This window comes from Pluralibacter gergoviae ATCC 33028 = NBRC 105706 (assembly GCF_001598855.1).
GTDB classification, from domain to species: domain Bacteria; phylum Pseudomonadota; class Gammaproteobacteria; order Enterobacterales; family Enterobacteriaceae; genus Pluralibacter; species Pluralibacter gergoviae.
The window spans coordinates 61,157-83,831 of the sequence record NZ_BCZS01000016.1 but is presented as its reverse complement, the minus strand read 5'-3'; the positions used below and the strand labels follow the sequence as shown (position 1 = coordinate 83,831).

The 22,675-nt window shown below is 58.7% G+C and carries 25 protein-coding genes; 15 read left to right on the top strand and 10 right to left on the bottom strand.

Annotation, left to right across the window (positions count from 1 at the left end):
* Window positions 1–88: 88 nt before the first annotated feature.
* The 5 genes from ENGE1_RS16440 to umuC all read left to right on the top strand — a co-directional run bounded on the left by ENGE1_RS16440 (window position 89) and on the right by umuC (window position 4,672).
* On the top strand, window positions 89–811 hold the full coding sequence (locus ENGE1_RS16440) for a DUF969 domain-containing protein (protein ID WP_048254243.1): 723 nt from the start codon (window positions 89–91) through the stop codon (window positions 809–811).
* Entirely contained in the window at window positions 808–1,794 is a 987-nt protein-coding gene (locus ENGE1_RS16435; RefSeq protein WP_048254244.1) for a DUF979 domain-containing protein, read from the top strand. The genes ENGE1_RS16440 and ENGE1_RS16435 overlap by 4 nt, the downstream gene beginning before the upstream one ends.
* Before the next feature lie 26 nt (window positions 1,795–1,820).
* The gene (locus ENGE1_RS16430) at window positions 1,821–2,816 is read left to right on the top strand and encodes a DUF2891 domain-containing protein (protein ID WP_048254245.1); all 996 of its coding nucleotides are present in this window, start codon (window positions 1,821–1,823) and stop codon (window positions 2,814–2,816) included.
* A gap of 171 nt (window positions 2,817–2,987) precedes the next feature.
* Window positions 2,988–3,407: a translesion error-prone DNA polymerase V autoproteolytic subunit gene (gene umuD, locus ENGE1_RS16425; protein WP_048254246.1), complete on the top strand. Its 420-nt coding sequence runs from the start codon at window positions 2,988–2,990 to the stop codon at window positions 3,405–3,407.
* Window positions 3,408–3,409: 2 nt separating this feature from the next.
* A complete protein-coding gene (gene umuC / locus ENGE1_RS16420; RefSeq protein WP_048254247.1) occupies window positions 3,410–4,672 on the top strand; it encodes a translesion error-prone DNA polymerase V subunit UmuC in 1,263 nt (420 codons plus the stop codon).
* Window positions 4,673–4,743: 71 nt separating this feature from the next.
* Here the strand turns inward: umuC and ENGE1_RS16415 are convergent, their stop codons facing one another.
* A complete protein-coding gene (locus ENGE1_RS16415; protein WP_048254248.1) occupies window positions 4,744–6,330 on the bottom strand; it encodes a GMC family oxidoreductase in 1,587 nt (528 codons plus the stop codon).
* Between the two features lie 311 nt (window positions 6,331–6,641).
* Here ENGE1_RS16415 and ENGE1_RS16410 point away from each other — a divergent pair, with 311 nt between their 5' ends.
* Window positions 6,642–7,526: a transporter gene (locus ENGE1_RS16410; RefSeq protein ID WP_043083795.1), complete on the top strand. Its 885-nt coding sequence runs from the start codon at window positions 6,642–6,644 to the stop codon at window positions 7,524–7,526.
* A gap of 18 nt (window positions 7,527–7,544) precedes the next feature.
* Window positions 7,545–8,852 carry an NAD(P)-dependent benzaldehyde dehydrogenase MdlD gene (gene mdlD / locus ENGE1_RS16405; RefSeq protein WP_048254249.1) on the top strand — a complete coding sequence of 436 codons (1,308 nt, stop codon included), beginning with the start codon at window positions 7,545–7,547 and terminating at the stop codon, window positions 8,850–8,852.
* Between the two features lie 6 nt (window positions 8,853–8,858).
* On the opposite strand, the gene ENGE1_RS16400 is transcribed toward mdlD, so the two are convergent.
* Both ENGE1_RS16400 and ENGE1_RS16395 read right to left on the bottom strand, forming a co-directional pair.
* A complete protein-coding gene (locus tag ENGE1_RS16400; RefSeq protein ID WP_052097921.1) occupies window positions 8,859–9,761 on the bottom strand; it encodes a helix-turn-helix transcriptional regulator in 903 nt (300 codons plus the stop codon).
* A 74-nt stretch (window positions 9,762–9,835) separates the two neighbouring features.
* A complete protein-coding gene (locus tag ENGE1_RS16395) occupies window positions 9,836–10,648 on the bottom strand; it encodes an IclR family transcriptional regulator domain-containing protein (RefSeq protein ID WP_162268898.1) in 813 nt (270 codons plus the stop codon).
* A 295-nt stretch (window positions 10,649–10,943) separates the two neighbouring features.
* Between ENGE1_RS16395 and catA the strand changes: the two genes are divergently transcribed.
* The 6 genes from catA (at window position 10,944) to marA (ending at window position 16,279) form a co-directional block, all read left to right on the top strand.
* Window positions 10,944–11,888 (top strand): catechol 1,2-dioxygenase, encoded by a 945-nt coding sequence (gene catA / locus ENGE1_RS16390; RefSeq protein WP_048254252.1) that lies wholly within the window; start codon window positions 10,944–10,946, stop codon window positions 11,886–11,888.
* A gap of 92 nt (window positions 11,889–11,980) precedes the next feature.
* A complete protein-coding gene (locus ENGE1_RS16385; RefSeq protein WP_048254254.1) occupies window positions 11,981–13,363 on the top strand; it encodes a Rieske 2Fe-2S domain-containing protein in 1,383 nt (460 codons plus the stop codon).
* Complete coding sequence (gene benB / locus ENGE1_RS16380; RefSeq protein WP_043083800.1) at window positions 13,363–13,848, top strand: benzoate 1,2-dioxygenase small subunit; 486 nt, start codon at window positions 13,363–13,365, stop codon at window positions 13,846–13,848. The genes ENGE1_RS16385 and benB overlap by 1 nt, the downstream gene beginning before the upstream one ends.
* A 9-nt stretch (window positions 13,849–13,857) precedes the next feature.
* Window positions 13,858–14,874, top strand: coding sequence for a benzoate 1,2-dioxygenase electron transfer component BenC (gene benC / locus ENGE1_RS16375; RefSeq protein ID WP_043083801.1), 1,017 nt, complete (start codon window positions 13,858–13,860; stop codon window positions 14,872–14,874).
* Between the two features lie 9 nt (window positions 14,875–14,883).
* The gene (gene benD, locus ENGE1_RS16370) at window positions 14,884–15,657 is read left to right on the top strand and encodes a benzoate diol dehydrogenase BenD (RefSeq protein WP_043083802.1); all 774 of its coding nucleotides are present in this window, start codon (window positions 14,884–14,886) and stop codon (window positions 15,655–15,657) included.
* 226 nt (window positions 15,658–15,883) lie between these two features.
* Window positions 15,884–16,279, top strand: a complete 396-nt coding sequence (gene marA / locus ENGE1_RS16365; protein WP_048254320.1) for an MDR efflux pump AcrAB transcriptional activator MarA — start codon at window positions 15,884–15,886, stop codon at window positions 16,277–16,279.
* Between the two features lie 50 nt (window positions 16,280–16,329).
* Here the strand turns inward: marA and yedF are convergent, their stop codons facing one another.
* The 4 genes from yedF to ENGE1_RS16345 all read right to left on the bottom strand — a co-directional run bounded on the left by yedF (window position 16,330) and on the right by ENGE1_RS16345 (window position 18,954).
* Complete coding sequence (gene yedF, locus ENGE1_RS16360; RefSeq protein ID WP_043083804.1) at window positions 16,330–16,563, bottom strand: sulfurtransferase-like selenium metabolism protein YedF; 234 nt, start codon at window positions 16,561–16,563, stop codon at window positions 16,330–16,332.
* Window positions 16,560–17,771 carry a selenium metabolism membrane protein YedE/FdhT gene (yedE, locus tag ENGE1_RS16355; RefSeq protein ID WP_048254257.1) on the bottom strand — a complete coding sequence of 404 codons (1,212 nt, stop codon included), beginning with the start codon at window positions 17,769–17,771 and terminating at the stop codon, window positions 16,560–16,562. Before yedE ends, yedF begins: the two co-directional genes overlap by 4 nt.
* Before the next feature lie 231 nt (window positions 17,772–18,002).
* On the bottom strand, window positions 18,003–18,401 hold the full coding sequence (gene fos, locus ENGE1_RS16350; RefSeq protein ID WP_043083808.1) for a fosfomycin resistance glutathione transferase: 399 nt from the start codon (window positions 18,399–18,401) through the stop codon (window positions 18,003–18,005).
* Window positions 18,385–18,954: a GNAT family N-acetyltransferase gene (locus tag ENGE1_RS16345; protein ID WP_045288525.1), complete on the bottom strand. Its 570-nt coding sequence runs from the start codon at window positions 18,952–18,954 to the stop codon at window positions 18,385–18,387. Before ENGE1_RS16345 ends, fos begins: the two co-directional genes overlap by 17 nt.
* 110 nt (window positions 18,955–19,064) lie before the next feature.
* Between ENGE1_RS16345 and ENGE1_RS28520 the strand changes: the two genes are divergently transcribed.
* Both ENGE1_RS28520 and ENGE1_RS16340 read left to right on the top strand, forming a co-directional pair.
* Window positions 19,065–19,217, top strand: a complete 153-nt coding sequence (locus ENGE1_RS28520; RefSeq protein WP_155731557.1) for a hypothetical protein — start codon at window positions 19,065–19,067, stop codon at window positions 19,215–19,217.
* Complete coding sequence (locus tag ENGE1_RS16340) at window positions 19,214–20,140, top strand: LysR family transcriptional regulator (RefSeq protein ID WP_043083810.1); 927 nt, start codon at window positions 19,214–19,216, stop codon at window positions 20,138–20,140. The genes ENGE1_RS28520 and ENGE1_RS16340 overlap by 4 nt, the downstream gene beginning before the upstream one ends.
* Here ENGE1_RS16340 and mdcH read toward each other — a convergent pair.
* From mdcH to ENGE1_RS16325, 3 genes are read right to left on the bottom strand one after another with little or no spacing between them, the layout of a single operon-like run.
* Window positions 20,130–21,032 carry a malonate decarboxylase subunit epsilon gene (gene mdcH, locus ENGE1_RS16335; protein WP_048254260.1) on the bottom strand — a complete coding sequence of 301 codons (903 nt, stop codon included), beginning with the start codon at window positions 21,030–21,032 and terminating at the stop codon, window positions 20,130–20,132. The genes ENGE1_RS16340 and mdcH overlap by 11 nt on opposite strands.
* A 2-nt stretch (window positions 21,033–21,034) precedes the next feature.
* On the bottom strand, window positions 21,035–21,652 hold the full coding sequence (locus ENGE1_RS16330) for a malonate decarboxylase holo-ACP synthase (protein WP_048254262.1): 618 nt from the start codon (window positions 21,650–21,652) through the stop codon (window positions 21,035–21,037).
* 1 nt (window position 21,653) lies between these two features.
* Window positions 21,654–22,613 (bottom strand): AEC family transporter, encoded by a 960-nt coding sequence (locus ENGE1_RS16325; protein ID WP_048254264.1) that lies wholly within the window; start codon window positions 22,611–22,613, stop codon window positions 21,654–21,656.
* Between the last annotated feature and the right edge of the window lie 62 nt (window positions 22,614–22,675).

Genomic DNA, 22,675 nt, shown 5'->3' with positions numbered 1-22,675 from the left:
CGCGCCGCAGCGCACCCGCCTCACGCCCGTGAGGTCCAATAAAAATAGCCACCGGCGCGCAGCACTCATTCTGAATAGGGAAATAGTTATGGACGCATCTACGCTGCTGCCGCTGATCGGAATACCGGTCGTGGTTATCGGTTTTGCTTTGCGCTTTAACCCGCTGCTGGTAGTCGTGGTGGCGGGCCTGGCGACGGGTCTGCTGGCTGGCATGGACTTCGGTATGCTGCTGGAGACCTTTGGCGAGAAGTTCGTCAACAGCCGTTCGCTGGCCACCTTTATTCTGATCCTGCCGGTTATCGGCCTGCTGGAGTATTACGGACTCAAAGAGCGCGCCCAGGCCTGGGTCGCAAAGATCGCCAGCGCCACCTCGGCGCGTATTCTGATGCTCTACTTTGTCGCCCGCGAAGGGACGGCGGCGCTGGGGCTGATGTCGCTTGGCGGCCATGCGCAGACGGTGCGCCCGCTGCTTGCGCCAATGGCCGAAGGCGCGGCGCTGAACGAATATGGCGAGCTGCCGCCGCACATCCGCGACAAAATCAAAGCCCACGCCGCCGCCTGCGACAATATCGCCGTTTTCTTCGGGGAAGATATTTTTATCGCCTTCGGCGCAGTCCTGCTGATCGACGCTTTTCTCAAGGAGAACGGTATCGAGGGCATTGAGCCGCTGCACATCGGCCTGTGGGCCATTCCGACCGCGATTGCCGCCCTGGTTATTCATATGACGCGCCTGCTGCGCCTGGACGCCAGCATCCGCCGCGATGTTATGGCCTGGCGAGCAGAACAGGGCACGCAGGAGATCGCCCAATGACGACGCTGATGACCATTAACCGCGTGTACTACCTGATTGGCTTCGTAGTGATGCTGCTGGTGATCATGACCCTGCGCGATCGGGCAAATCCTAAACGCCTCACTACCGCGCTGTTCTGGTTTCTGTTTGGCGGGATCTTTTTGTTTGGCGACCTGATGGTGCAGGCGCTGGGAAGATCGCTGGCGTACCGGATCATCGGCGGCTGCGTTATCGTCATTGCTTTGCTGGCCGGTTTCGGGCTGGTCGGGAAAGGGCGCTATCAGATGTCCTCCGAGGAGGAGCGCGCTGCCTCATCGAATCGCCTGAAAAACGCACTGTTTATACCTGCGCTGATGATCCCGGTTGTGACGGTCATCGGCACCCTTTTTCTGAAAGGCGTTGCGATTGGCGGCGTTTATCTGCTCGATCAGAAGCAGCTCACCCTGGCGGCGCTGTGCGTGGCCTGCATCGCGGCGGTCCTCACCGGCTGGTGGCTGACCAGGGGGACGCCGCTGCACGCGATTCGCCAGTCGCGGCGGCTGGTGGATACCATCGGCTGGGCGGTGATCCTGCCGCAGATGCTCGCCATGCTGGGCGGCGTCTTTGTCGCGGCCAATACCGGGGGAGCGGTGCAGAAGGTGGTGAGCCTGTTTGTTAACCCGGATAACCGCTTCATGCTGGTGGCGATCTACTGCGTTGGCATGGCGCTGTTCACCATGATTATGGGTAATGCGTTCGCCGCATTCCCGGTGCTGAGCGCCGGCATAGCCCTGCCATTCCTGATTAACGTCCACCACGGTAATCCGGCGCCGCTGCTGGCCATTGGCATGTACGCCGGGTATTGCGGCACGCTGATGACGCCGATGGCCGCCAATTTCAATATTGTTCCCGCCGCGCTGCTGGAGCTTAAGGACAAGTATCAGGTGATAAAAATTCAGATCCCCACCGCGTTAACCCTGCTGGTGGTGAACGTGTTCTTAATGTATTTCCTCGTCTTCCGCTAAGGGCGGCGACGATCTAAGGAGCTGTTATGCAATTAACGCAACATCAGGCTGACGCTTTTGCCAGAATGCCATTGACCTATTTGCGTCAGGAGTATCCGAACCACATTATGCATCTGCTTAATAGTGATGATGATGTTTTGCCGCCCCGCGCGCTGCATCCGATTTTTTACGGCTGTTTTGACTGGCACTCGGCGGTACACGGCTACTGGCTGCTGCTGCGCTGCCTGCGCCTCTACCCGACGCTCTCGTGTCGGGATGAGATCGTTACGCTATTCAACGACCACCTGACTGAAGAAAATGTCGCACAGGAGCTGGCCTATTTTAACGCGCCTTTTCGCGCATCGTTTGAGCGACCGTATGGCTACGGCTGGCTGCTGGCGCTGGCCCAGGAGCTGAAACAGTCCTCTCTGCCGCAGGCCGGGGGCTGGTATCAAACGCTGCAGCCCTTGGCCCAGGATATTCGCCGCAGGCTGATGGATTACCTCAGCAAGCTTACCTATCCGATCCGGGTCGGTACGCACTACAACACGGCGTTCGCGCTGGCCCTGGCGCTGGATTATGCCCGCGCGGTGGAGGACGCGGCGCTTGAGCAAGCTATTCGGGCAGCATCGGCGCGCTTTTATCTTGCTGATACGCACTATCCGGCCCACTACGAGCCGGGCGGCGATGAGTATATTTCCGGGGCGCTGACCGAAGCGCTGCTGATGAGTAAGGTGGTGGATGATTTTCCGGCCTGGTTCGGGCGCTTTCTGCCAGAGGTGGGGTCGGTGACCGCGCTGATGAACCCGGCGCAGGTGAGCGACCGTACCGATCCAAAAATTGCCCACCTCGACGGATTAAACCTCAGCCGCGCCTGGTGTATGAAGCATATCGCCAGCGCATTGCCCAAAGACCATGCGGGGCAGCAGGCGCTGAGCCGCGCCGTCGAGCAGCACCTCGCGGCAAGCGTTGAGCACGTGGTAGGCAGCCACTATAGCGGCGGGCACTGGCTGGCGACCTTTGCGCTGCTGGCGCTGGAGTAGGGCGCCGCGCGCCGGGAGACTGCGCTGTCCCCGGCGCTGCCGGGGATTTAAACGCGTTTCTCTAAATCCTCTTCCCCCTCAATCACTTCCCCAATTCCCCCACAGAACCACTTGATCGTCGGCTATCTATAGCGATACTGTATATATATACAGTTAGTAAGGATTGCCATTATGCAGCTTCTTCGCCCCATTGATATTCACGCCATTTTCCCGCTGCCTCTGTTCACCGATCGCGTCCCCTGCGGCTTTCCCAGCCCGGCGCAGGATTACGTTGAGGATCGCCTGAACCTGCACAGCCTGCTGGTCAGCCACCCCAGCGCCACCTATTTTGTCAGAGTCAGCGGTGATTCCATGCTGGGCGCGGGCATCAGCGACGGCGATCTGCTGGTGGTAGATCGCTCCCTGACGGCGCAGCACGGCGATATCGTGGTGGCGTCCGTTGACGGTGAGTTTACCGTGAAAGAGCTGCAGACTCGCCCGGCGCTGCGGCTTATTCCGCGCAACAGCGGCTATCCGGCGATCGCGTTCCGCGACGATGGGGAGCTGCAGATCTTCGGCGTCGTCACCTCTGCCATCAAGATGTTTAAATAGCCATGTTTGCGCTGGTGGATGTCAATAACTTCTACGCCTCGTGCGAGACGGTTTTTCGCCCGGACCTACAGGGCAGGCCGGTGGTGGTGGTCTCCAACAACGATGGCTGCATCATTTCGCGCTCGGCGGAGGCGAAGGCGCTGGGTATCGGCATGGCGTCGCCGTATTTCAAAATTAAGGAGGAGCTGCGCCGCCGCGGAGTGACGGTGTTCAGCTCCAACTACGCGCTGTATGCCGATCTCAGCGCCAGGGTGATGGATACCCTGGCGGAGATGTCGCCCCAGGTGGAGATCTACTCCATCGATGAGGCCTTTGTGAACGTCTCGGGCATCAGCCGCTGTATGCCGCTCGGTGAGTTCGGGCATCAGGTCCGCAGCCGGATATTTCAGCATACCGGCCTGAAAGTGGGGGTCGGCATCGCGCCGACCAAAACGCTGGCCAAATTAGCCAACTATGCCGCCAAGCGCTGGCCGGAAAGCGGCGGTGTGGTCGATCTCTCCAGCCCCATTCGCCAGCGAAAGGTGCTGGAGCGGACGCCGGTCAGCGAAGTGTGGGGCGTCGGACGGCGCATCAGCAAAAAGCTGGAGCTGCTGGGCATTCAGTGGGCGCTCGATCTGGCTACCTGCTCGCCGTGGGTTATCCGCAAGCACTTTAACGTCGTGCTGGAACGCACCGCCCGCGAGCTGCGCGGCGAGGTGTGCCTGGCCCAGGAGGAGTTCGTCCCGACCAAACAGCAGATCGTGTGCAGCCGCTCCTTTGGCTACCGCATTACGCAGTATGAGGAGATGCGCCAGGCCATCTGCACCTACGCCGAACGCGCCGCAGAAAAGCTGCGCCAGGAAAAGCAGTTCTGCCGTTTTATCAGCGTTTTTATCCGCACCAGCCCCCACGCCGACGGCGAGTGCTACTACGCCCGGCAGGCCGCGACCACCTTGATGCTGCCGACTAACGACACCCGCGATATTATCCATGCCGCTACCGGTGCGCTGGATCGCATCTGGCAGCCGGGGCACCGCTATATGAAGGCGGGCGTGATGCTGGCGGATTTTTACAGCAGCGGCGTGGCGCAGCCGGACCTGTTCGATAGCAGAACGCCATGGGCCAACAGCGCCGCGCTGATGCACATCGTCGATGAGATAAACCGCAAGGGCCGGGGCCGTATCTGGTTTGCCGGGCAGGGCAGTGAAAAAGCGTGGGGAATGAAGCGGGAGATGTTGTCGCCGGGGTATACCACCCGGTTTGCGGAGCTGCCGAGGGTGCGCTAGCCTGCTTTAATAAACCGCAGAGGCTTCCGGCGACGGGCTGTCCTGCGCGCCATCACCGGAAGGGAGAAACGCTAAGCGCCGAGGCGTTTAACCAGCCGTTTAGCGCCAATCAGCGCCAGCGCCTGCGTCGGAGCATTGGTATTGCCGCTGGTGATGTTGGGCATCACAGAAGCATCCATCACATACAGGTTTTCTGTCTGTTTCACCTTCAGATCGGCATCAACAACGCTCATCTCATCGCCCCCCATTCGGCAGGTGCCGACCGGATGCCACATCGTGGTGGCAACGCGCTTCACGAATTCACCGATCTGCTCATCGCTCTGGACTGCCGGGCCCGGCATCGCCTCCTCCTCAAGAACGCTGGCCAGAGAGTCATGGCTCATCACCTTGCGAATGGCCTTAACGGCCTGAATACCCACCTCAAGATCGTACTTATCATCAATGAATTTCGGGTCGATGAGCGGCATCGCCAGCGGATCTCTGCTTCCCAGACGTACAGAGCCACGGCTGCGGGGCTGGAGTACCACCAGCGCAAACGTGATCCCCGAACGCGTGCCCGTGGGCGTCAGGCCGTTGTCTGAAATAATGGGTTCGTGATAGCACTGCACCGTAGGCTCGGCGCTGAAATCCTGCGGATCCCAGTAAGAGACGGTTTCTATTCCGTTACCTGAGGCCGGGCCATCTTTGGTCAGGTAATAGCGCATTCCTGCTTTCAGAGCCCCCGCGCCCGAGGCGGCGGACTGATAGCCAAGGGTTCCCCTGACGTAGGCGCTGACCGGAATAATCGGATGGTCATGCAAATTTTCACCCACGCCCGGAAGATTGATGAGGGGCTGAATGCCAAATTTTTGCAGGTGATCGGCAGGCCCGATGCCGGAATGCATCAAAATTTTCGGTGTCTGTACGGCCCCGGCTGACACTATCACGTTTTTTGCCATCAGGCGGGTACCATCACCGGTTTCCACGCCAACGGCCTTATTACCTTTAAAAAGGATCCGCCGCACGACCGTATCAGTTTGCAGGGTCACCCGACCGCTATCGACATGACGCCTGAGATGGGCAACGTACGCGCTGCACCGTTTGCCATCGCTCACGTTACTCTGGACGGGGGAAACGCCTATCTGAGTATCGCCGTTGTAGTCAGGATTGTAGGGAAGGCCATACTCCTGGAACGCTTTCAGGCAGTACTGGTTGAGCGTATTAATCCCGCGCGGAAGTTGAACGGCCAGAGATCCATCAATACCGTGGTGCTTATTATGAAAAGTGTCGCTCTTCTCCTGCTCGATAAACGTTTTCCAGATATTCTCAAAGGACCAGTCGCCGTCGCGGCCGCTGGCCTGGTACCAGCTATCGAAATCGCGCTTCTGCCCGCGTACGTAACACATTGCATTAATGGATGATCCCCCGCCCACGACTTTACCCATTCGGAATCGCCGGGTCGTGCCGTGCTGGGGAATGGTATCGTAAGGCCAGACGTGGTGGTCTTTAGCCAGAATACGGCCATAGCCTGCCGGAATATGAATGAGCGGATCTTTATCGCGGCTCCCGGCTTCGAGGACGATAATTTTTGCTTTTGTTTTTTCGGCGAGATGTCCGGCAATCACGCAGCCGGCAGCTCCGCTGCCGATAATTAATATATCAAAATCATGTTCAGACATTTTAAATCCTTAATGACAGACGGCCCGCTATGATTATCAAAAGGCGGGAGCAGGGTTTCAGGTAAGGTACTGGCGTTAATTTATATTAACAATAATGTTAACTGACGCAATGCTCTAAAAATAAAAACAGCAATGAATGATAAAATAAACTATTTTAATAACGCCATGTTTTTGTTTGTATTTTTTGTTTTGTGCACATTTCAATAAAAACAAATGCACAGGACGCTAAAAAACCATGTTTAATTATTGTTAGATTGATGTTGTCATTACTCTTACCAGCTGCCTGTTTACTCTATTCGGGAATAAATATAATGAAATCGGTTATCCTTCCAGCATTACTGGGATGTGCCAGCGCGCTGTATGCCACGGGCGCCTGCGCCGTGGATATCAATGCCGGCGATTATGATGCGATGCCGGCGGGGACGAATTTAGCGGCCCTGTATCTGCAGTACAGCGAGGCTAATCACTACTATCAGCAGGGAAAAAAGCAGGAGGGATATCTCAGAACGGAAATGTCGATCCTGCGTCTGATCCACTACGCTGAGATTGGCGGGATTATCGTCGATCCGCAGATACTCATTCCTTACGGTAGCGTCAGAAATGCCAGCGTTAACGGGCAGTCGTTAGGGAATGCGACCGGATTTAGTGACCCGATAATTGGGGCTACATTCTGGTTAGTCAACCAGCCGACGGCGGGCTATATCGGACGCTATTTTGGCGTAACGCCATTACTGACCGTACCGCTGGGAAAATATGACCGGCATCGTAATATCAATATCGGTGAAAACCGCTATAAATTCGATTTGCAGTTAGGCTGGGTCGAACCCATTTATGATAAATTTAGCCTTGAGCTTTATCAGGACTCGGTATTCTATGGCCATAATACCGATGCGGGCAATGATGGCCACCAGACGCTGAAGCAGCATCCCACCTATCAAGTGCAGACCAACCTACGCTATGACCTGAACCCGCGGCAGAAAATCGCGCTCGGCTATTCGGTACTGATGGGCGGGCGGCAGTATATCGATAATGATTACAGTGACAGTAAAACGTCATCGCAGCAGCTTCGTCTTGAGTATCAACAGCTGTTTGCCGGTCATTTTCAGGTGAGTACGCAACTTATTCACGATGTTGATGTTAACAGCGGCTATCGGAAAGATAGCGGCGTGAATCTCAGATTCCTGTATGTCTTTTAAATTACGCAGAGAAAGTCTATGAATAGTGAAAATGCGATCGATGATATTTTTAAACAGCAGAAAGCCTGGTTTTATGCCGGCAAGACGCGCGATCTCGCGGTGCGCCTGGCGGCGTTACGGAAATTAAAAGAGGTCATTTTCCAGCATCGTCAACACATATATACGGCGCTTGAGAGCGATCTCGGGAAAACGCCGGAGATCGTTGATCGGGTGGAAATTGGCGCGGTCGTGGAAGAGATTGACAGTGCCCTTGAGGGGCTCGCGCAGTGGGCCCGTGATGATGTATTTATGCTGAGCGGTACGCTGGCCGGATCTGAAGGGCGTATCTGCCGCGAGCCGTTTGGCGTGTGCTACGTGATCGGTCCCTTCAACTATCCGTTTAATCTGACGCTGACGCCGCTGGTGGGCGCCATTGCGGCGGGAAATACGGCGATCCTCAAGCCCTCGGAAGCCACCCCAGAGACCTCGAAAATCATCAAAAAGATTATCGATCTCTCATTCCCGCCCGCTTATGTGGCCGTAGTGGAGGGCGGAAGAAAAGAAAACGAGCTATTACTCGCGAAGCCCTTTGACTTCTATTTCTTTACCGGCAGCCCGCAGGTCGGGAAAATCGTTATGAAAGCGGCGGCGGAGCAGCTTGCTCCCGTCGTACTGGAGCTGGGGGGCAAATGCCCGGTGGTGGTCTTTGACGACGCGGACATTGACCATCTGATTGAGCGCCTGCTGTTTGCCAAGTATCTGAATAGCGGCCAGACCTGCGTGGCGCCGGATTATCTTCTGGTACCTGAAGACAGGCATGATGAGATAGTCTCCCGGCTGACGGCGCGGGTTGCCGCCGCGTATGGGCAGCAAAGTATCGGCAAAATCGTTAATAGCCGGCAAATCCAGAAACTGGCAGGTTATCTGCAGCAGACGCGCGGTAACGTGGAAACCGGCGGCGAGTACAGCGAAGCGACAAGGCAATTTTCGGCCACCGTCGTCAGCCGCGTGGGCTGGGACGACGCCCTGATGCAGGAGGAGATCTTTGGTCCGATTTTGCCGGTTGTCACCTACAGGGACCTTACGGAGTGCCGGGAGAATATTATCCGCTACCACGCCCGGCCGCTTGCGCTATATATCTTCAGCAGGGATACGGAGAAGGCCCTGTCGTTCATTAAAACCGTGCAATCGGGAGATGCGCAGATCAACGATATTATGACCCATGTTCTGTCGAGTGAACTGCCGTTTGGCGGAATTGGCCCGTCGGGCATCGGTAAATATCACGGAAAATTCAGCTTTGATATTTACTCCCACGTCCGCTCAATACGCACCGTGCGGGCGTCGTAAGCGCTATCAGTCCAGGTGAGCGGCCCGTACTGCTTTCGGCGTGGCGCCAAAGCGTTTTTTGAAAGCCTGACAGAAATGCGACTGGCTGCGAAAGCCGCACTGCCAGGCGATTTCTGCCAGCTGCAGGTGCTGCATTGCCGGGGTCTGCAGTAACATTTTTGCCTCGTCCAGCCTGCGCTGCCACACCAGCTTCATGAGCGAGAGATTATCCTCAGCCAGCAGCCGATTAATATAATTAACGCTCAGGCGAACGCCTTCAGAGACCCTATTCGCGTCCAACTGCGGATTATGAAGATGCTCCGAGATATAGGACTCGATGGCAATAATGTTGTGGTTTCTGGCCGTCAGGCGGGCCTGTCTGGGGGGCGGGCTCTGAAGTAGCATCTCGCCGAGAAGGGCGATGATCATTTCGCTATTCACGGTGGAAAGCGCGCTGCTTATTTTCCCGCCGTTATCAATATAGTGATTGATAAGCTGGGTCAGATACTGAAAGTCGCTATGGTTAAGCTGCATCGCGACGCCATTATCCCTTCTGAGCAGCGGCATTATCCTCTGGCAGCGATGCTTCTCGCAGGCAATGGCAAAGAGCGTTCCCGGCGAGGTGAACGACTCCTCATAGCCAGGCGTCAGCGTGGTGAGAAATAACGAACCGCGGGCCAGCCACTGTTCGCCTGCCCGATTTCTGATGCAGATCTCCCCGTCAACCACCAGTTTGAATACCAGCCGCTCGCCATATTGTGCAGTCGGTACGGGAACAATCGTATGATTAAATTTATCAATATCGGCAAACACGCCGCACGGCGTGGTGATATAGCGCAGCGAACCGCACCCCTTGCTGAAGGCCGGTGCCTTATTATTCTGCAGGCCAAATGTGCTGCATAAAAAGGATGCAATCTCGCCAGCTTCCATAGGATAAAACCTCTTCGACATCATACCTGAGCCAACCAAAGGGGACGGTAAGCCTCCTCAACCTCCCGCCTGAGCTACAGCTGCAGCGACAGTTCCATTGCGGCGTAGCGCAGCGGGGCAAGCGCCGTATCCTTGAGGGCATCAGGGGTCATCGACGTCGCCGGGACGCCGACGTTGAGCGCCGCGATAACCTGACCGCCGCGGGAGAGCAGGGGAACCGCCAGAGAGCACAGCCCAAGCTCTATTTGCCTGTCAGCCAGCGCGTACCCCTGCATCCTGACTCTGGCTATCTCATCACGAAGACCCGGGATATCGCACAGGGTGTGCGGCGTGTAGCGTACTAAGCTGGCACGCGTCAGCGCCAATTCCAGCTGCTCCTGCGGCAGGGCGCTCAGCAGCACGCGTCCCATCGAGGTTGCCCATGCCGGCAGGCGGCTTCCGCGGCCGATATCGACACTCAGCAGATTATTCACCGCCGCGCGGGCAATGTAGAGAATATTATCGCCATCCAGCGTGGCGGCGGAGCAGGATTGATGAAGGTGCTTACTGAGGCCATCCAGCGCGTGCTGCGCCACCTTCGCCAGCGGCGTGCCGGCAAGGTAGGCGTGGCCTACCGCCAGTACGCGGGGAAGAAGTTCGTAGCTGCGACCGTCGGGACTGTGAACCATCCCGAGCGCCGCCAGCGTATAGAGGCAGCGGCGCACCGCGGCGCGCGAAATTTGCGTTTTCTGACTGAGCTGGGAAATGGTCAGCCTTTGACGCTGGGGCGTGAATGCATTCAGTACCTCAAGCCCGCGGGCCAGCGACAGCATAAAATTGGGGTTTTGAGTGACCTGCACACGCGTGTGGTCGGGTGTGTGTTTATCGGCCATGTTATCCCTCTCCATCGACGAATTTCATCTGCTCACCGGAATACCACTATAAGGCGAAAAAAGAGTACGCGGATCTTGTGTGATGATTTTACCACACCGATCACACTATTAACCTTAATATAACAATCACGTCGATAATCGCACAAAACTTCGATTATCGCCGTTGTCAGTGCCCAAACTGCGCCCTATTGTCAGGATTAAGTCACTTATGGTTATTGGTTTGTTAACCATCGGTTATGGGACCTATGGTGAAAAAACACGATTGCATACGGAAATCGAGACCCTGCACAAGAAGAGACGTGAGGCATTTATGAGCAATGTAGTTTCACAAAAATTGTCGTTTATCCGGCAGCCTGAGATTCAATCGCTGCTGCGTGAAGGGGCCGGACTCAACGCGCCGGCGGGAGATGAGCGGGTAAAAGCCATTGTTCATCAACTGCTGGAAAACATCTGCGGGCTGATTGAGGAGTACAACATCAGCGAAGAGGAGTTCTGGCACGGCGTGAATTACCTCCACGAGCTTGGAGGCCAGAAAGAGGCGGCCCTGCTGGCGGCGGGGCTGGGACTGGAGCATTTCCTCGACCTGCGTCAGGAGGCTATCGACGCGGCGAGCCATGGCGTTGAGGGTACGCCGCGCACCATTGAGGGGCCGCTGTATGTGGCGAACTCGCCGCTGAGCGAAGGCTTTGCCCGGATGGACGACGGCCGGGACCGCGGTGAGGTGATGTGGCTGCACGGACAGGTAAACAATACCCACGGAGAGCCTATTGCCAATGCGATTGTCGATATCTGGCATGCCAACACGCTGGGAAACTATTCGTTCTTTGATAAAAGCCAGAGCGAATACAATTTACGCCGCCGCATCCGCACCGGGGCCGATGGTCGCTATAGCGTGCGCAGTATTGTCCCTTCGGGCTATGGCTGCCCGCCGGAAGGCCCCACGCAGAAGCTGCTTAATCTGCTGGGCCGCCACGGTAACCGCCCGGCACACATACACTTTTTTGTCTCCGCGCCGGGCTACCGGCATTTAACCAGTCAGATAAACCTCAGCGGCGATAAATACCTCTGGGACGATTTTGCCTTTGCGACGCGGGAGGGGCTGATTGCCGATCCGCTGAAAGTCACGGACCGGAGCCTGATTGAGGCGCGCGGCCTGGAGGGCGAACACACGGAAGTGCGCTTTGACTTCACGCTCCCGGAGGCGCTCAGCGTCGATGAGGAGCAGCGCATCAACCGGCCCCGCGTAGGCGAATAGCCTCGCCGTATTCGCCTGCCCCGGCGCAGGCGCCAGAGCACAATTTCATTTATCACCGATTTTATTCTGCCGCATGCAGGAGGACCTGACTCATGCAAAAAATGATCTCAGCGCTTAAAGACCGAGTCAGCAATGCGTTAATTGCCGATCGCGATAACCATATTTACCGTTGCCACCGTTCGATATTTACCGACGAGCAGTTATTTAATCTGGAAATGAAGTATATCTTTGAAGGTAATTGGGTTTTTCTTGCCCACGAAAGCCAGATCCCGGAGCCGGGCGATTATTATACCCTGACGCTGGGCCGCCAGCCGGTCATTATTACCAGGGACAAAAAGAATGAACTCCACGCGCTGATCAACAGCTGCGCCCACCGCGGGGCGATGCTTTGCCGGCGTAAAAAAGGCAATAAAAATTCATTTACCTGCCCCTTCCACGGCTGGACGTTCAGCAATAACGGCAAGCTGCTGAAGGCCAAAGATGAGAGCACCGGCGGTTACCCGGATAACTTCAAGCACGAGGGCTCCCATGACCTGAAAAAACTGCCGCGCTTTGCCTCCTACCGCGGATTTTTATTCGGCAGCCTCAGCGACGACGTCCAGCCCCTGCAGGATTATCTGGGGGAAACCTGCAAGATTATCGATCTGATTGTCGATCAGGCGGCGGACGGGCTGGAGGTGCTGAACGGCTCCTCCAGCTATGTCTATGAAGGCAACTGGAAGCTCGGCGCGGAGAACGGCGCCGACGGCTATCACGTCAGCGTGGTGCACTGGAACTACGCCTCGACCATGTCCCGCCGCAACTATGAAGCCGCGGGGACGCATACGGTGGATGCCAACGGCTGGTCGAAAAGCACCGGCGGCGGCTACGGTTTTGACAACGGCCATATGCTGCTGTGGACCCGGGTGATGAACCCGGAGGTGCGCCCGGTCTACGCCCAGCGCGAACGCCTGGAAGCTGAATTCGGTGAGCGCCGCGCGGATCTGATGGTCAATGAAACCCGTAATCTGTGCCTCTACCCCAATGTCTATTTAATGGATCAGTTTTCAACGCAGATCCGCGTGATACGCCCCATTTCGGTGGATAAAACCGAAGTCACCATCTGGTGCTTCGCGCCAAAAGGCGAGTCAGGCGCAGACCGGGCGCTGCGTATCCGCCAGTATGAGGATTTCTTTAACGTTAGCGGCATGGGGACGCCGGACGATCTTGAGGAGTTCAGCGCCTGCCAGCGCGGCTATCTCGGCGAGAATCTGCCGTGGAGCGACCTGAGCCGCGGGGCGGTGCGCTGGGTTGAAGGGCCGGATGAACATGCGCAGCACGCCGGTTTTGCGCCGATCATGAGCGGCGTCAAATCTGAGGACGAAGCGCTCTATATCGCTCACCACCACCACTGGCAAACGGTGATGCTGGATGCGCTGGAGAAAGAGCAGCAGCGCTATGACGCCTCGATCACCCAGCGCGTGGAGGTGGCGTGATGCTTAATCTCGAAACCGTCCGCCAGTTCCTCTACTACGAAGCCCGCCTGCTCGATGACCGCCAGTGGGACGAGTGGCTGACCTGCTACAGCCCGGATGTGGTGTTCTGGATGCCCGCCTGGAGCGATGACGACAGGCTGACCACCGATCCGCAGCGCGAGCTGTCGCTGATTTACTATCCGAACCGGGAAGGACTTGAGGACAGGGTCTACCGCATAAAAACCGAGCGCTCGGGCGCCAGTACGCCTGAGCCGCGCACGACGCACATCATAAGCAACGTCGAGCTGCTGGGCGAGAACGCGCAGGGGGTGGAGGTGCGCTACAGCTGGGTTACCTATAACTACCGCTACCAGCACACCGATGCCTACTTCGGATCGACGATCTGCACGCTGGCTGAGCACAACGATAAGCCGCAGATCGTACGCAAAACCGTGCGCCTGAACAATGATTACATCCGTCAGGTCATTGACGTTTACCATATTTAAGAGGTGGTTATGACGTTTAACATTGCGCTTAATTTTGAAGATGGCGTGACCCGATTCATCGAGTGTAACGCGGGCGAAAAAGTGCTCGATGCCGCCTATCGGCAGAAAGTCAATTTGCCGATGGACTGCTCGGACGGCGTTTGCGGAACCTGTAAATGCCAGTGCGTGAGCGGCGAATATGACCTTGGCGATGACTATCTCGAAGAGGCGCTAAGTGAAGAAGAGGCGGACGAACGCCGGGTACTGACCTGTCAGATGATCCCGAACAGCGACTGCGTCATCGAGGTACCGGTCGCCGCCGCCCAGTGTAAAACGGCGCTGGCAACCACCGGCGCGGATGTCGTGGAGGTCAGTTTACTCTCCGACACGGCGATTGAGCTGGTGGTGCAGCTTGATGAACCGCTGGCATTTTTGCCGGGGCAGTATATTAACATCCAGGTCCCCGGCTCAACGCAGGTGCGCGCCTACTCGTTTAGTTCGCTCCCCGGCAGCCGGGAGGGACGATTCCTTATTCGCAACGTCCCGGGCGGGGTCATGAGCCAGTGGCTGACCCGACAGGCCCGCGCGGGCGATCGCCTGACCCTGAGCGGCCCGATGGGCAGTTTTTATCTGAGAGACGGAGAGCGGCCGCTGCTGCTGCTGGCGGGCGGGACCGGACTGGCGCCGCTGCTGTCGATGCTGCAGACCCTGGCCGGGCAGGAGAGCCGCAGGCCCATCACGCTGCTGTACGGCGTTACCCGCGATTGCGATCTGGTCAAAACCGACGCGCTGGAGGCGTTTACCCAGCGGCTGCCGGGCTATCGCTGGCTGCCGGTGGTGGCCGACGCTGAAAGCGCCTGTCCGCAGCGGGGCTTCGTCACCGAACATCTTGATGAGGCGATGCTGAACGAGGGCGACGTCGATATTTATCTCTGCGGACCGCCGCCCATGGTCAATGCCGTATCGGCCGCGCTGCGCGACCGGGGCATCACGCCCGGCGGCTTCTGGTATGAAAAATTCATCGCCAGCCAGAGCGCGGCGGCATAAGGAGACAAGATGCGATTTGAAAATAAAGTGGTTGCCATCACCGGGGCCGCGCAGGGAATTGGTCGCCAGACGGCGGAGCAGGCTGCCCGCGAAGGCGCGCGTCTTTTACTGATCGATCGCTCCCGCCACGTTCACGAGCTGGCGAACCAGCTAAAAGCCTCAGGCAGCGACGTGCTGGCGCTGGAAGCGGATATGGAGCAGTGGCAGAGCGCGCAGGAGGCGTTTACCGCCGGCGTGACGCACTTTGGCCGCCTCGATGTGCTGATTAATAATGTTGGCGGCACTATCTGGGCCCGCCCGTTTGCCGAGTATCAGCCGGAGCAAATTGAAAAAGAGATCCGCCGCTCGCTGTTTCCGACACTCTGGGGCTGTCGGGCAGCGCTGCCGTGGATGCTCAAACAGGGGAAGGGCAGCATTGTGAACATCTCCTCCGTGGCGACCGCCGGCGTCAACCGGGTTCCGTACTCGGCCGCGAAAGGCGGGGTCAATGCCCTGACGCGCTCAATCGCGATGGAGTACAGCGAACAGGGGATCCGCATCAACGCCGTGGCGCCCGGCGGAACCGAGGCGCCCCGGCGCCTTACGCCGCGCAACGAGGAGACGCCGACCCCGCAGGAGCAGGCGTGGTATCAGCAGGTGGTCGATCAGACCACGCAGAGCAGTCTGATGCGCCGCTACGGCACCCTTGAGGAGCAGGCGAACGCCATCCTCTTCCTGGCCAGCGATGAGGCCAGCTATATCACCGGCGTGACGCTGCCCGTGGCGGGCGGCGATTTGGGCTGATATCGGGCCGGTTGCATTGTTAACGCTCACTCAGGGCGGCCGTCAGGCCGCCCTGAGTCATCTTTATCCTCGCCTCAGCGCGCGGGGCAGATGAGTCCTACAATAAACGTCGGATTGTCTGACAGCATCGCCGATCGGATAATTGCCGATGTACAACATAAGGGAGTGTTGCCTGCGGTACGACCATATGACGCCGCAAAATGTAAATGAAAGAAAGGGAGAGATGATGACCAGAAGGAATAATGACGCCATCACAATTCACGGTGTTCTGAAATGGATCGAAGATAACCTGGAGTCTTCGCTGTCGCTGGACAGGGTTTCAGAGCGGTCCGGCTACTCAAAATGGCACCTGCAGAGAATGTTCAAGAAAGAGACCGGCCACTCGCTGGGACAGTATATCCGCAGCCGCAAACTCACCGAAATTGCGCGCAGGCTCCGGCACAGCGATGAGCCGATCCTCTGCCTGGCAGAGCGCTTCGGGTTCGAGTCACAGCAGACCCTGACCCGGACGTTCAGGAAACATTTTGATATTCCGCCGCATAAATATCGCTGCGCTAGCATCCCGGGCTGCGAGTCGCGCTACCTCCTGCCGCTCAATTCTGGTAGTCATCCTCGCCACTGAGGCAGACTCAACCTGACGTCGGCCCGCTATCGGGCCGACGCGTTAGCTAATTATTTCTGAATCAAATATCTGATCGTCGGCCCGTCCTGCTGAATATCCAGCACCGTATAGCCGTGGTTTCTGGCGTCCAGCGGGATCGTGTTGATCGACTGCGGACAGTCGCTCACCACTTCCAGAATCTCACCCTTTTTCAGCGACGGCATGGCTTCCAGCGTTGCCACGGCAGGATAAGGGCAGGGTTCGCCCACCATATCGAGACGGTAATCAGGCGCTCTCTGTTTCATATGTTCTCCTTAATCGTTGCGGCGGTGGAAGGTTGGCGGCGAAAAAAGCGCTTCTCCCAGCCGATAATCAGCAGCAGGGCAAGCGCCAGCAGTAAATAGGTCACCAGCAGCCCGCCCAGCGGGCCGAAGGCGCTCAGCAGATTGACCTTATCCCAGCGGGTGGCCAGCGCGGGCGAGAGGTCATCCCAGTAGTACGCCAGAATCGTTGAGCCGATAACGTTGCCCAGCCCGACCCACCAGTAGTGCACCTGCCCCTCGACGGCGCGGTACATCCAGCCGGTTTCACAGCCGCCCGCCAGCACGATGCCGAAGCCAAACAGCAGTCCGCCGATAACCGCGTTGGGGCCCGCCCACATGATTTTCGGCGCCACGCCGAGCTGCACGTAGCTGAAGATGCCGATGGCGCTCGCCGCCATGCCGAAGATAATCGCCTTCGCCATGTGGGTGCGCCCGGTGATCCACAGATCGCGGAACGCCGACGTGAAGCAGATCTGCGCCCGCTCAATCAGCAGCCCGAAGCCGATGCCGAACAGCATTGCCAGCCCGAGCTTGGGATGGTCGGCCACCGTCAGCAGCCCCCAGCCGATCATGGCGATAAAGACCAGCATCCCGAGGCGAAAGCGGCGCCGGGCCTGGTCTGGTTTCTGGGTCAGCGGCGAGGCGGCCGAAACCTTCTGCAGCTTTACCGGAATGCGAAAGAACGGCAGCAGCGTAAAGCGGGCGCCGAACCATGACCCGATCGCCGTGGCGATGGCAAAGAACCAGGCGTGGAGCGAGAACTGCGGGATGCCGGTAAAAAAGGCCGCCAGATTACAGCCCATCGCCAGCCGCGCGCCGAAGCCGGCGATGATGCCGCCCGCAATGGCCTGAAAGATGCGCCTGCGGCTCCGGGGCAGGCGCAGCTTGACGTTGTTGGCCCACAGGGCGGCGGCGAAGCAGCCGCCGAACATGCCGATGATCATCATTCCGTCGATGCGGGTCAGCGGCGTGCCGTCGAGGTGAATCAGCTTATAGTAGCCCCACTGCTCGGTATGCACGCCCGCCAGCTGCAGCAGCTGACCGCCCCAGCGGGTGAACTCGCCGGTTACCGCCCAGAAGGTGCCGGTGAGGCCGAAGTAGTAGGTAGAGAGAATGCCGGCGGCGATAACCGCGGGAACGGGCGACCAGAATTTTACCAGCCAGGCCTGTTTGAAGTGTTGCCAGGTCATAATAGAAGTGCCTCTGAACTCAGAAGGAACGCTGTCCGGGAATGGACAAAAGGATGAAGGATAATACGTGAGTTTACAGCAGAAAACCCCCGAAGGGATCAAAGAGAAGTCAGCAAAAGCGTGCAAAATCTGAAAGTCATCAGTCTCGCCGGTCGGTTATGTTGAGGATGCGCCTGCCTCTATCACAGCGATGAGCAGGGGGCGCAGATCTGACCCTAATCGCACCTCGCGTCAGTAAAACACCATCCCCGCATAGGGCGCCTCGCGGCATGCTGCCAGGCGGCTCTGCAGGTCACCGCTGTGGGCCTCAAGCCGGTGCCCGTCGGGATCGAGAAAATAGAACGATGCCCCCTCGCTCTTGTTTGTTTTCCACTCAATCACGCCCGCGTCCAGCAGTCGGGCGCGAAACGCCGCCAGCGCATCTTCCGGCAGCGTAAAGGCGTAGTGGGTATAGTCCCGCCTGTCATCTACCTCATCAAGAGAAAGGCAGAGCCAGAGCTCGCCCAGCGACAGGTAGGCGCCGCCGTCCCAGGTCGCGCGCAGCGTAAATCCCAGCAGATCGCGATAAAATGCCGCGCTGACCGTTACGTCGTGCACGGCAAGCGTCAGATGATTAAGCCCCGCCAGCACGCAGTTTCTCCCGCTCCTGATGAAGATTTTTAAGCCAGCTTTCGCGGGTTAGCGTAAACAGCAGGCTCGGGGGCAGATCGGCAAGGTCGCTGATTTCCCGGCTATAGCACAGCCCCGACTTCTGCAGCACCCGCTGGGAGGCGAGGTGGTTTCTGCGCACCACGGCCGAAATCTCCGGCAGCGAGAGGGTTCTGAATCCGTGGTCGATGGCAAAGCAGGAAAGCTCCGTAGCCAGCCCCTGGCCCCAGACGCCGGTCTCGAAGCGAAAGCCGAGGTTGTTGATTTTGATCTCTCCCGTATCGCGCACGCTGAGGCCGCCAAAGCCGATCGTCTTGTCCGGCGCGCTGCGCAGCATAATAGCCCAGCAGCCGAAGCCATCGGAGCGCCACTGCGCCAGCCAGCGTCCGAGCACGCCCTCGGTGTAGGCGAGGTCGGGATAGGGCCCGGCGGGATTATAGGTATTGGTCGCCGGGTCGCCGTAGATCCTGAAAAGATCTGCCAGGTCTTCTTCACAGACCGGCCGGTAGTAAAGCCGCTCGGAGTGTAGTTCCATAATCACCTCTCTATCTGGAGCCGTGCGTGCGGTGCCCACACTATCCAGTAATAGTAGCGCTAAGCGTTTATTATGCGTTTGTGCTTAAGTGCATCCGATGAGGAGTCATCATGCTTGATGGTAGCGGATTTATCAAAGGTACTGCGACAGGCCATATGGCGGGCAGTTTATTTATGCCGTTTATGATGTGGCTTAAGGGCCGTACGCGGGATTTACGCTACACTTTGTCGCCTCATTCTTTGATCCACAGCGACCCTCAATGAAAGACAACATCAGCCAGGACATCACCTTTCGCAAGCTCAGCGTCTTTATGATGTTTATGCAAAAAGGCAACATCGCCCGCACGGCAGAAGCGCTGGCGCTGAGCAGCGTCAGCGTCCACCGGGCGCTGCACACGCTGGAGGAGGGGATCGGCTGTCCGCTGTTCGTTCACAAGGGGCGCAATCTGCTGCCGCTGCCGGCGGCCCATACGCTGCAGGAGTACGGTCAGGAGGTGCTGGCGCTGATGTGCAAGGGCATCGACGAGACGCGCAAAGCGGCGGGCGTCGGCACAGGGCGCCTGCGCATCGGCACGCTCTACTCGCTGACGCTTGAGACGGTGCCGAAGATCATCATGGGCATGAAGCTGCGCCGTCCGCAGCTGGAGCTGGATCTGACGATGGGTTCCAACCAGATGCTGCTGGATATGCTGGAGGATGACGCGCTGGATGCGATCCTTATCTCCACCAGCGACGGCGAGTTTACCGATTCGAAATTCGACGTCATTCCGCTGTTTCACGACGATATTTTCCTTGCCGCCCCGGCCAGCGAAAATCTGGCCGCCGGGCAGGAGGCCGATCTGCGCGACTACGCCGACCGCAAGTTTGTGTCGCTGGCGGAGGGATTTGCCACCTACGCGGGGTTTCAGGAGGCGTTTCACGTCGCCGGATTTGAGCCGGAGATCGTCACTCGGGTAAACGATATCTTCTCAATGATAAGCCTGGTGCAGGCCGGGGTCGGCTTTTCGCTGATCCCCGGGCGGATGAAGAAAGTGTATGAGAACGACGTCCGGCTGCTGAAGCTGGCGGAGTCTTACCAGATGCGCCAACTTATCTCCATCGTCTATTCCCACCACCGCGAGCGCGATCAGGACCTGCTGGCGCTGGCGGCGGAAGGGCGGATGTATGCCCGCAGCCTCAATCACTGAGGCGTTTTGCCAGGTGCCGGGCCACCTCGATGCTGTTGCGTTCCCGGCAGATCGCCTCGCCCTGCCAGCCCGCCTGCTTCGTCAGGCCGGTGAGCACGCTGCCCGGCGGCATCTCAATCGCCAGCCGCGCGTCGCGCTGGTTGGCGGCGATCATCGCATCCTGCCACTGCACGGTGCGGGCCATATTAAAGGCCAGATCGTCGGCGATTTTCTGCGGCTCCCACAGTACGCGGGCGCTGGAGCCGCTCAGATAGGCGCAGGATGGTCGTGACACTGTCACAGATTCGAACGCCTTCGCCAGTTCAGCGGCAGGCTTATCGAGCAGCGCGCAGTGCGACGGTACGCTGACCGCTAGCCGGGTCGCTCTGCTGGCCCCCGCATCCAGCGCCCTGTGCGCGACCTGCCTCATCGCGTCGTCCCGTCCGGCTATCACGATCTGGGTCTCAGCGTTGAGATTAGCGATGTAGGTTCCGCTACCCGCCATTAGCGCTTCAAGTCTGTCCAGCGTCAGGCCCACAATGGCCGTCAGCCCGTAGCCGCCGGGATAGGCGCGCTCCATCAAATCACCGCGCAGGGCCACCAGCCGCAGGGCGTCGTCAAAGCGCAGCGCGCCGGCGATGACCGCCGCCGGATAGGCGCCGATCGACAGTCCGCTGACAATATCCGGCTTCACGCCGTTGCGGATAAGTTCTCTCGCCCAGGCCACGCCCGCGATCAGCAGGCAGAGCTGCACCGCGCGGGTGTGGCGCAGGGCGTCAGCCGAGTCGAGGGTATCAAGCTCATCGCCGAGAACGGCGCGGGCCTCACTCAGGATGGCCCCTCCGTCGGGAAGGGCCTGCAGCATGCCGGGGCGCTGAGTGCCCTGGCCGGGAAAAGTAAAGAGGATTTTCATGGTTAAGGCTCCCTTCGCCAGGGGGCGGCGGTCAGCCGCGGCCCGGCGGCGGTTTTCAGCAGCACCCGCCCTTCGCGCAGCCACTCGTTGAGGGCGAAGGCGCCGAACGGCGTCTCCACTTGGGTATCGGCGCGGCAGGGCAGTTTTTCGACCTGCGCCTGCCACTGCCTGAGCTCATCGTCGGTCAGGGGCTGTGGGGCGCGGATCAGCAGATCGAGATCGCTGTCGGCGTGCAGCACCGGAATTTCGGTGGCCAGGGCGTAGCCGGTGCTGCCGGTAATGCCCCAGCGCCACGGCCAGGCAAAGGTGGTGAGGGTTATCGCCGCCTGAACGGGCGGTTGAGAAACAAAAGGCGAGTGCAGCAGGCGCTGGCGGTCCGCCAGCGCCTCCGGCGTCACCGCCCGGACAACGGCGGCGGGGCGCACCCAGCCGGCGGCGCGCTGGTCGCGCTTCATGCCGCGCACGCCGACCGGAATATCGCCCTCATCGTTAACATCGCGCCGCACCACCACCGGCAGGCCCGGGTGCCACTGGGTCGTCACCCACGTCTCTTCAACGTCAAGCAGGTCAGCGGCGGCGTTGAGCCAGAGCAGGTCGTGCGGTTGCGGCGCGTAGGTCATATCAGATACCTGAGGTTAAGGTAATAAACAGCGGTAGAGAAAGGATACACAGAACGGAGCTTAACAGCAGCACCGCTTCTGCATCCGGGGACTGCACGCCGAAGCGGTTGCCGAACACCACGCCGAAGAAACCGGCGGAGAGCGCAATCATCAGGATCGCGGTGATGGCGACGGCGCCGTGCAGGCCGAAGGCCAGAACGATGCCCCAGGCGATAAAGGGCTGGATCAGCAGCTTGGTCACGGTGGCGATGCCGACCATCGCGTTCAGCTTCAGCCTGCGGGCCGAGAGGATCACCCCGGTCAGAAACAGCGCGGCGGCGGTGGCGGAAAGCCCCAGCGGCTTAATGGAGGCCAGCAGCAGATCCGGCATTTTGATGCCGATAGCGGAGAGGACAACCCCCAGCAGCGGACCGAGCACGATAGGCTTTTTCAGCGAGCGCCACATCAGCACCGGCAGCATCGCCAGGGTTGAGCCGCTGTTTTCACCGGCGGCAAGCGCCTTCTCACGTTCGAGGATCAGCAGGCAAAACGGGGTCATCAGCACCGAACCGCAGGCGATAGAGACCGCCACGGAAAGCGAGGTGGCGGAGCCTTCGCCCAGCACGCTGCCGAGGATCGGCAGGCCGAGCGCAGCGTAGTTCGGCAGGGCCACGGTCAGCGTCAGTACGGCGGCGTCCTGCGGCGATTTTTTAAACACGCCGGTCGCCAGAAAATAGATGGCGGCATAAGTGATCCACATCGCGCCGGTCAGTACCACGATCAGCGGCGACTGGGCGACGATGCCGGCCCACGGTGTCTGCACGGTCGCGCTGAACAGCGCGGCGGGCAGGGCAAAATCCATCACAAAGATATTGAGCAGGGAAACGTTTTTATTGTCCACCATGCCGGCTTTACCGGCCCAGAAGCCGAGCAGCATGATAATAAAAATGGGTGCGAGGGCATGAATTATTACGTATGTCATAGATCACCTGTAGATAAAAAGAGAGAACTGTCGCGATGGTTATAGTTTTCTAAAAGCGACCG

Bases quoted from the DNA above. Each gene is read 5' to 3' on its own strand.
- ENGE1_RS16440 (WP_048254243.1), top strand. From the start codon at position 89: ATGGACGCATCTACGCTGCTGCCGCTGATCGGAATACCGGTCGTGGTT.
- ENGE1_RS16435 (WP_048254244.1), top strand. From the start codon at position 808: ATGACGACGCTGATGACCATTAACCGCGTGTACTACCTGATTGGCTTC.
- ENGE1_RS16430 (WP_048254245.1), top strand. From the start codon at position 1,821: ATGCAATTAACGCAACATCAGGCTGACGCTTTTGCCAGAATGCCATTG.
- umuD (WP_048254246.1), top strand. From the start codon at position 2,988: ATGCAGCTTCTTCGCCCCATTGATATTCACGCCATTTTCCCGCTGCCT.
- umuC (WP_048254247.1), top strand. From the start codon at position 3,410: ATGTTTGCGCTGGTGGATGTCAATAACTTCTACGCCTCGTGCGAGACG.
- ENGE1_RS16415 (WP_048254248.1), bottom strand. From the start codon at position 6,330: ATGTCTGAACATGATTTTGATATATTAATTATCGGCAGCGGAGCTGCC.
- ENGE1_RS16410 (WP_043083795.1), top strand. From the start codon at position 6,642: ATGAAATCGGTTATCCTTCCAGCATTACTGGGATGTGCCAGCGCGCTG.
- mdlD (WP_048254249.1), top strand. From the start codon at position 7,545: ATGAATAGTGAAAATGCGATCGATGATATTTTTAAACAGCAGAAAGCC.
- ENGE1_RS16400 (WP_052097921.1), bottom strand. From the start codon at position 9,761: ATGGAAGCTGGCGAGATTGCATCCTTTTTATGCAGCACATTTGGCCTG.
- ENGE1_RS16395 (WP_162268898.1), bottom strand. From the start codon at position 10,648: ATGGAGAGGGATAACATGGCCGATAAACACACACCCGACCACACGCGT.
- catA (WP_048254252.1), top strand. From the start codon at position 10,944: ATGAGCAATGTAGTTTCACAAAAATTGTCGTTTATCCGGCAGCCTGAG.
- ENGE1_RS16385 (WP_048254254.1), top strand. From the start codon at position 11,981: ATGCAAAAAATGATCTCAGCGCTTAAAGACCGAGTCAGCAATGCGTTA.
- benB (WP_043083800.1), top strand. From the start codon at position 13,363: ATGCTTAATCTCGAAACCGTCCGCCAGTTCCTCTACTACGAAGCCCGC.
- benC (WP_043083801.1), top strand. From the start codon at position 13,858: ATGACGTTTAACATTGCGCTTAATTTTGAAGATGGCGTGACCCGATTC.
- benD (WP_043083802.1), top strand. From the start codon at position 14,884: ATGCGATTTGAAAATAAAGTGGTTGCCATCACCGGGGCCGCGCAGGGA.
- marA (WP_048254320.1), top strand. From the start codon at position 15,884: ATGACCAGAAGGAATAATGACGCCATCACAATTCACGGTGTTCTGAAA.
- yedF (WP_043083804.1), bottom strand. From the start codon at position 16,563: ATGAAACAGAGAGCGCCTGATTACCGTCTCGATATGGTGGGCGAACCC.
- yedE (WP_048254257.1), bottom strand. From the start codon at position 17,771: ATGACCTGGCAACACTTCAAACAGGCCTGGCTGGTAAAATTCTGGTCG.
- ENGE1_RS16345 (WP_045288525.1), bottom strand. From the start codon at position 18,954: ATGGAACTACACTCCGAGCGGCTTTACTACCGGCCGGTCTGTGAAGAA.
- ENGE1_RS28520 (WP_155731557.1), top strand. From the start codon at position 19,065: ATGCTTGATGGTAGCGGATTTATCAAAGGTACTGCGACAGGCCATATG.
- ENGE1_RS16340 (WP_043083810.1), top strand. From the start codon at position 19,214: ATGAAAGACAACATCAGCCAGGACATCACCTTTCGCAAGCTCAGCGTC.
- mdcH (WP_048254260.1), bottom strand. From the start codon at position 21,032: ATGAAAATCCTCTTTACTTTTCCCGGCCAGGGCACTCAGCGCCCCGGC.
- ENGE1_RS16330 (WP_048254262.1), bottom strand. From the start codon at position 21,652: ATGACCTACGCGCCGCAACCGCACGACCTGCTCTGGCTCAACGCCGCC.
- ENGE1_RS16325 (WP_048254264.1), bottom strand. From the start codon at position 22,613: ATGACATACGTAATAATTCATGCCCTCGCACCCATTTTTATTATCATG.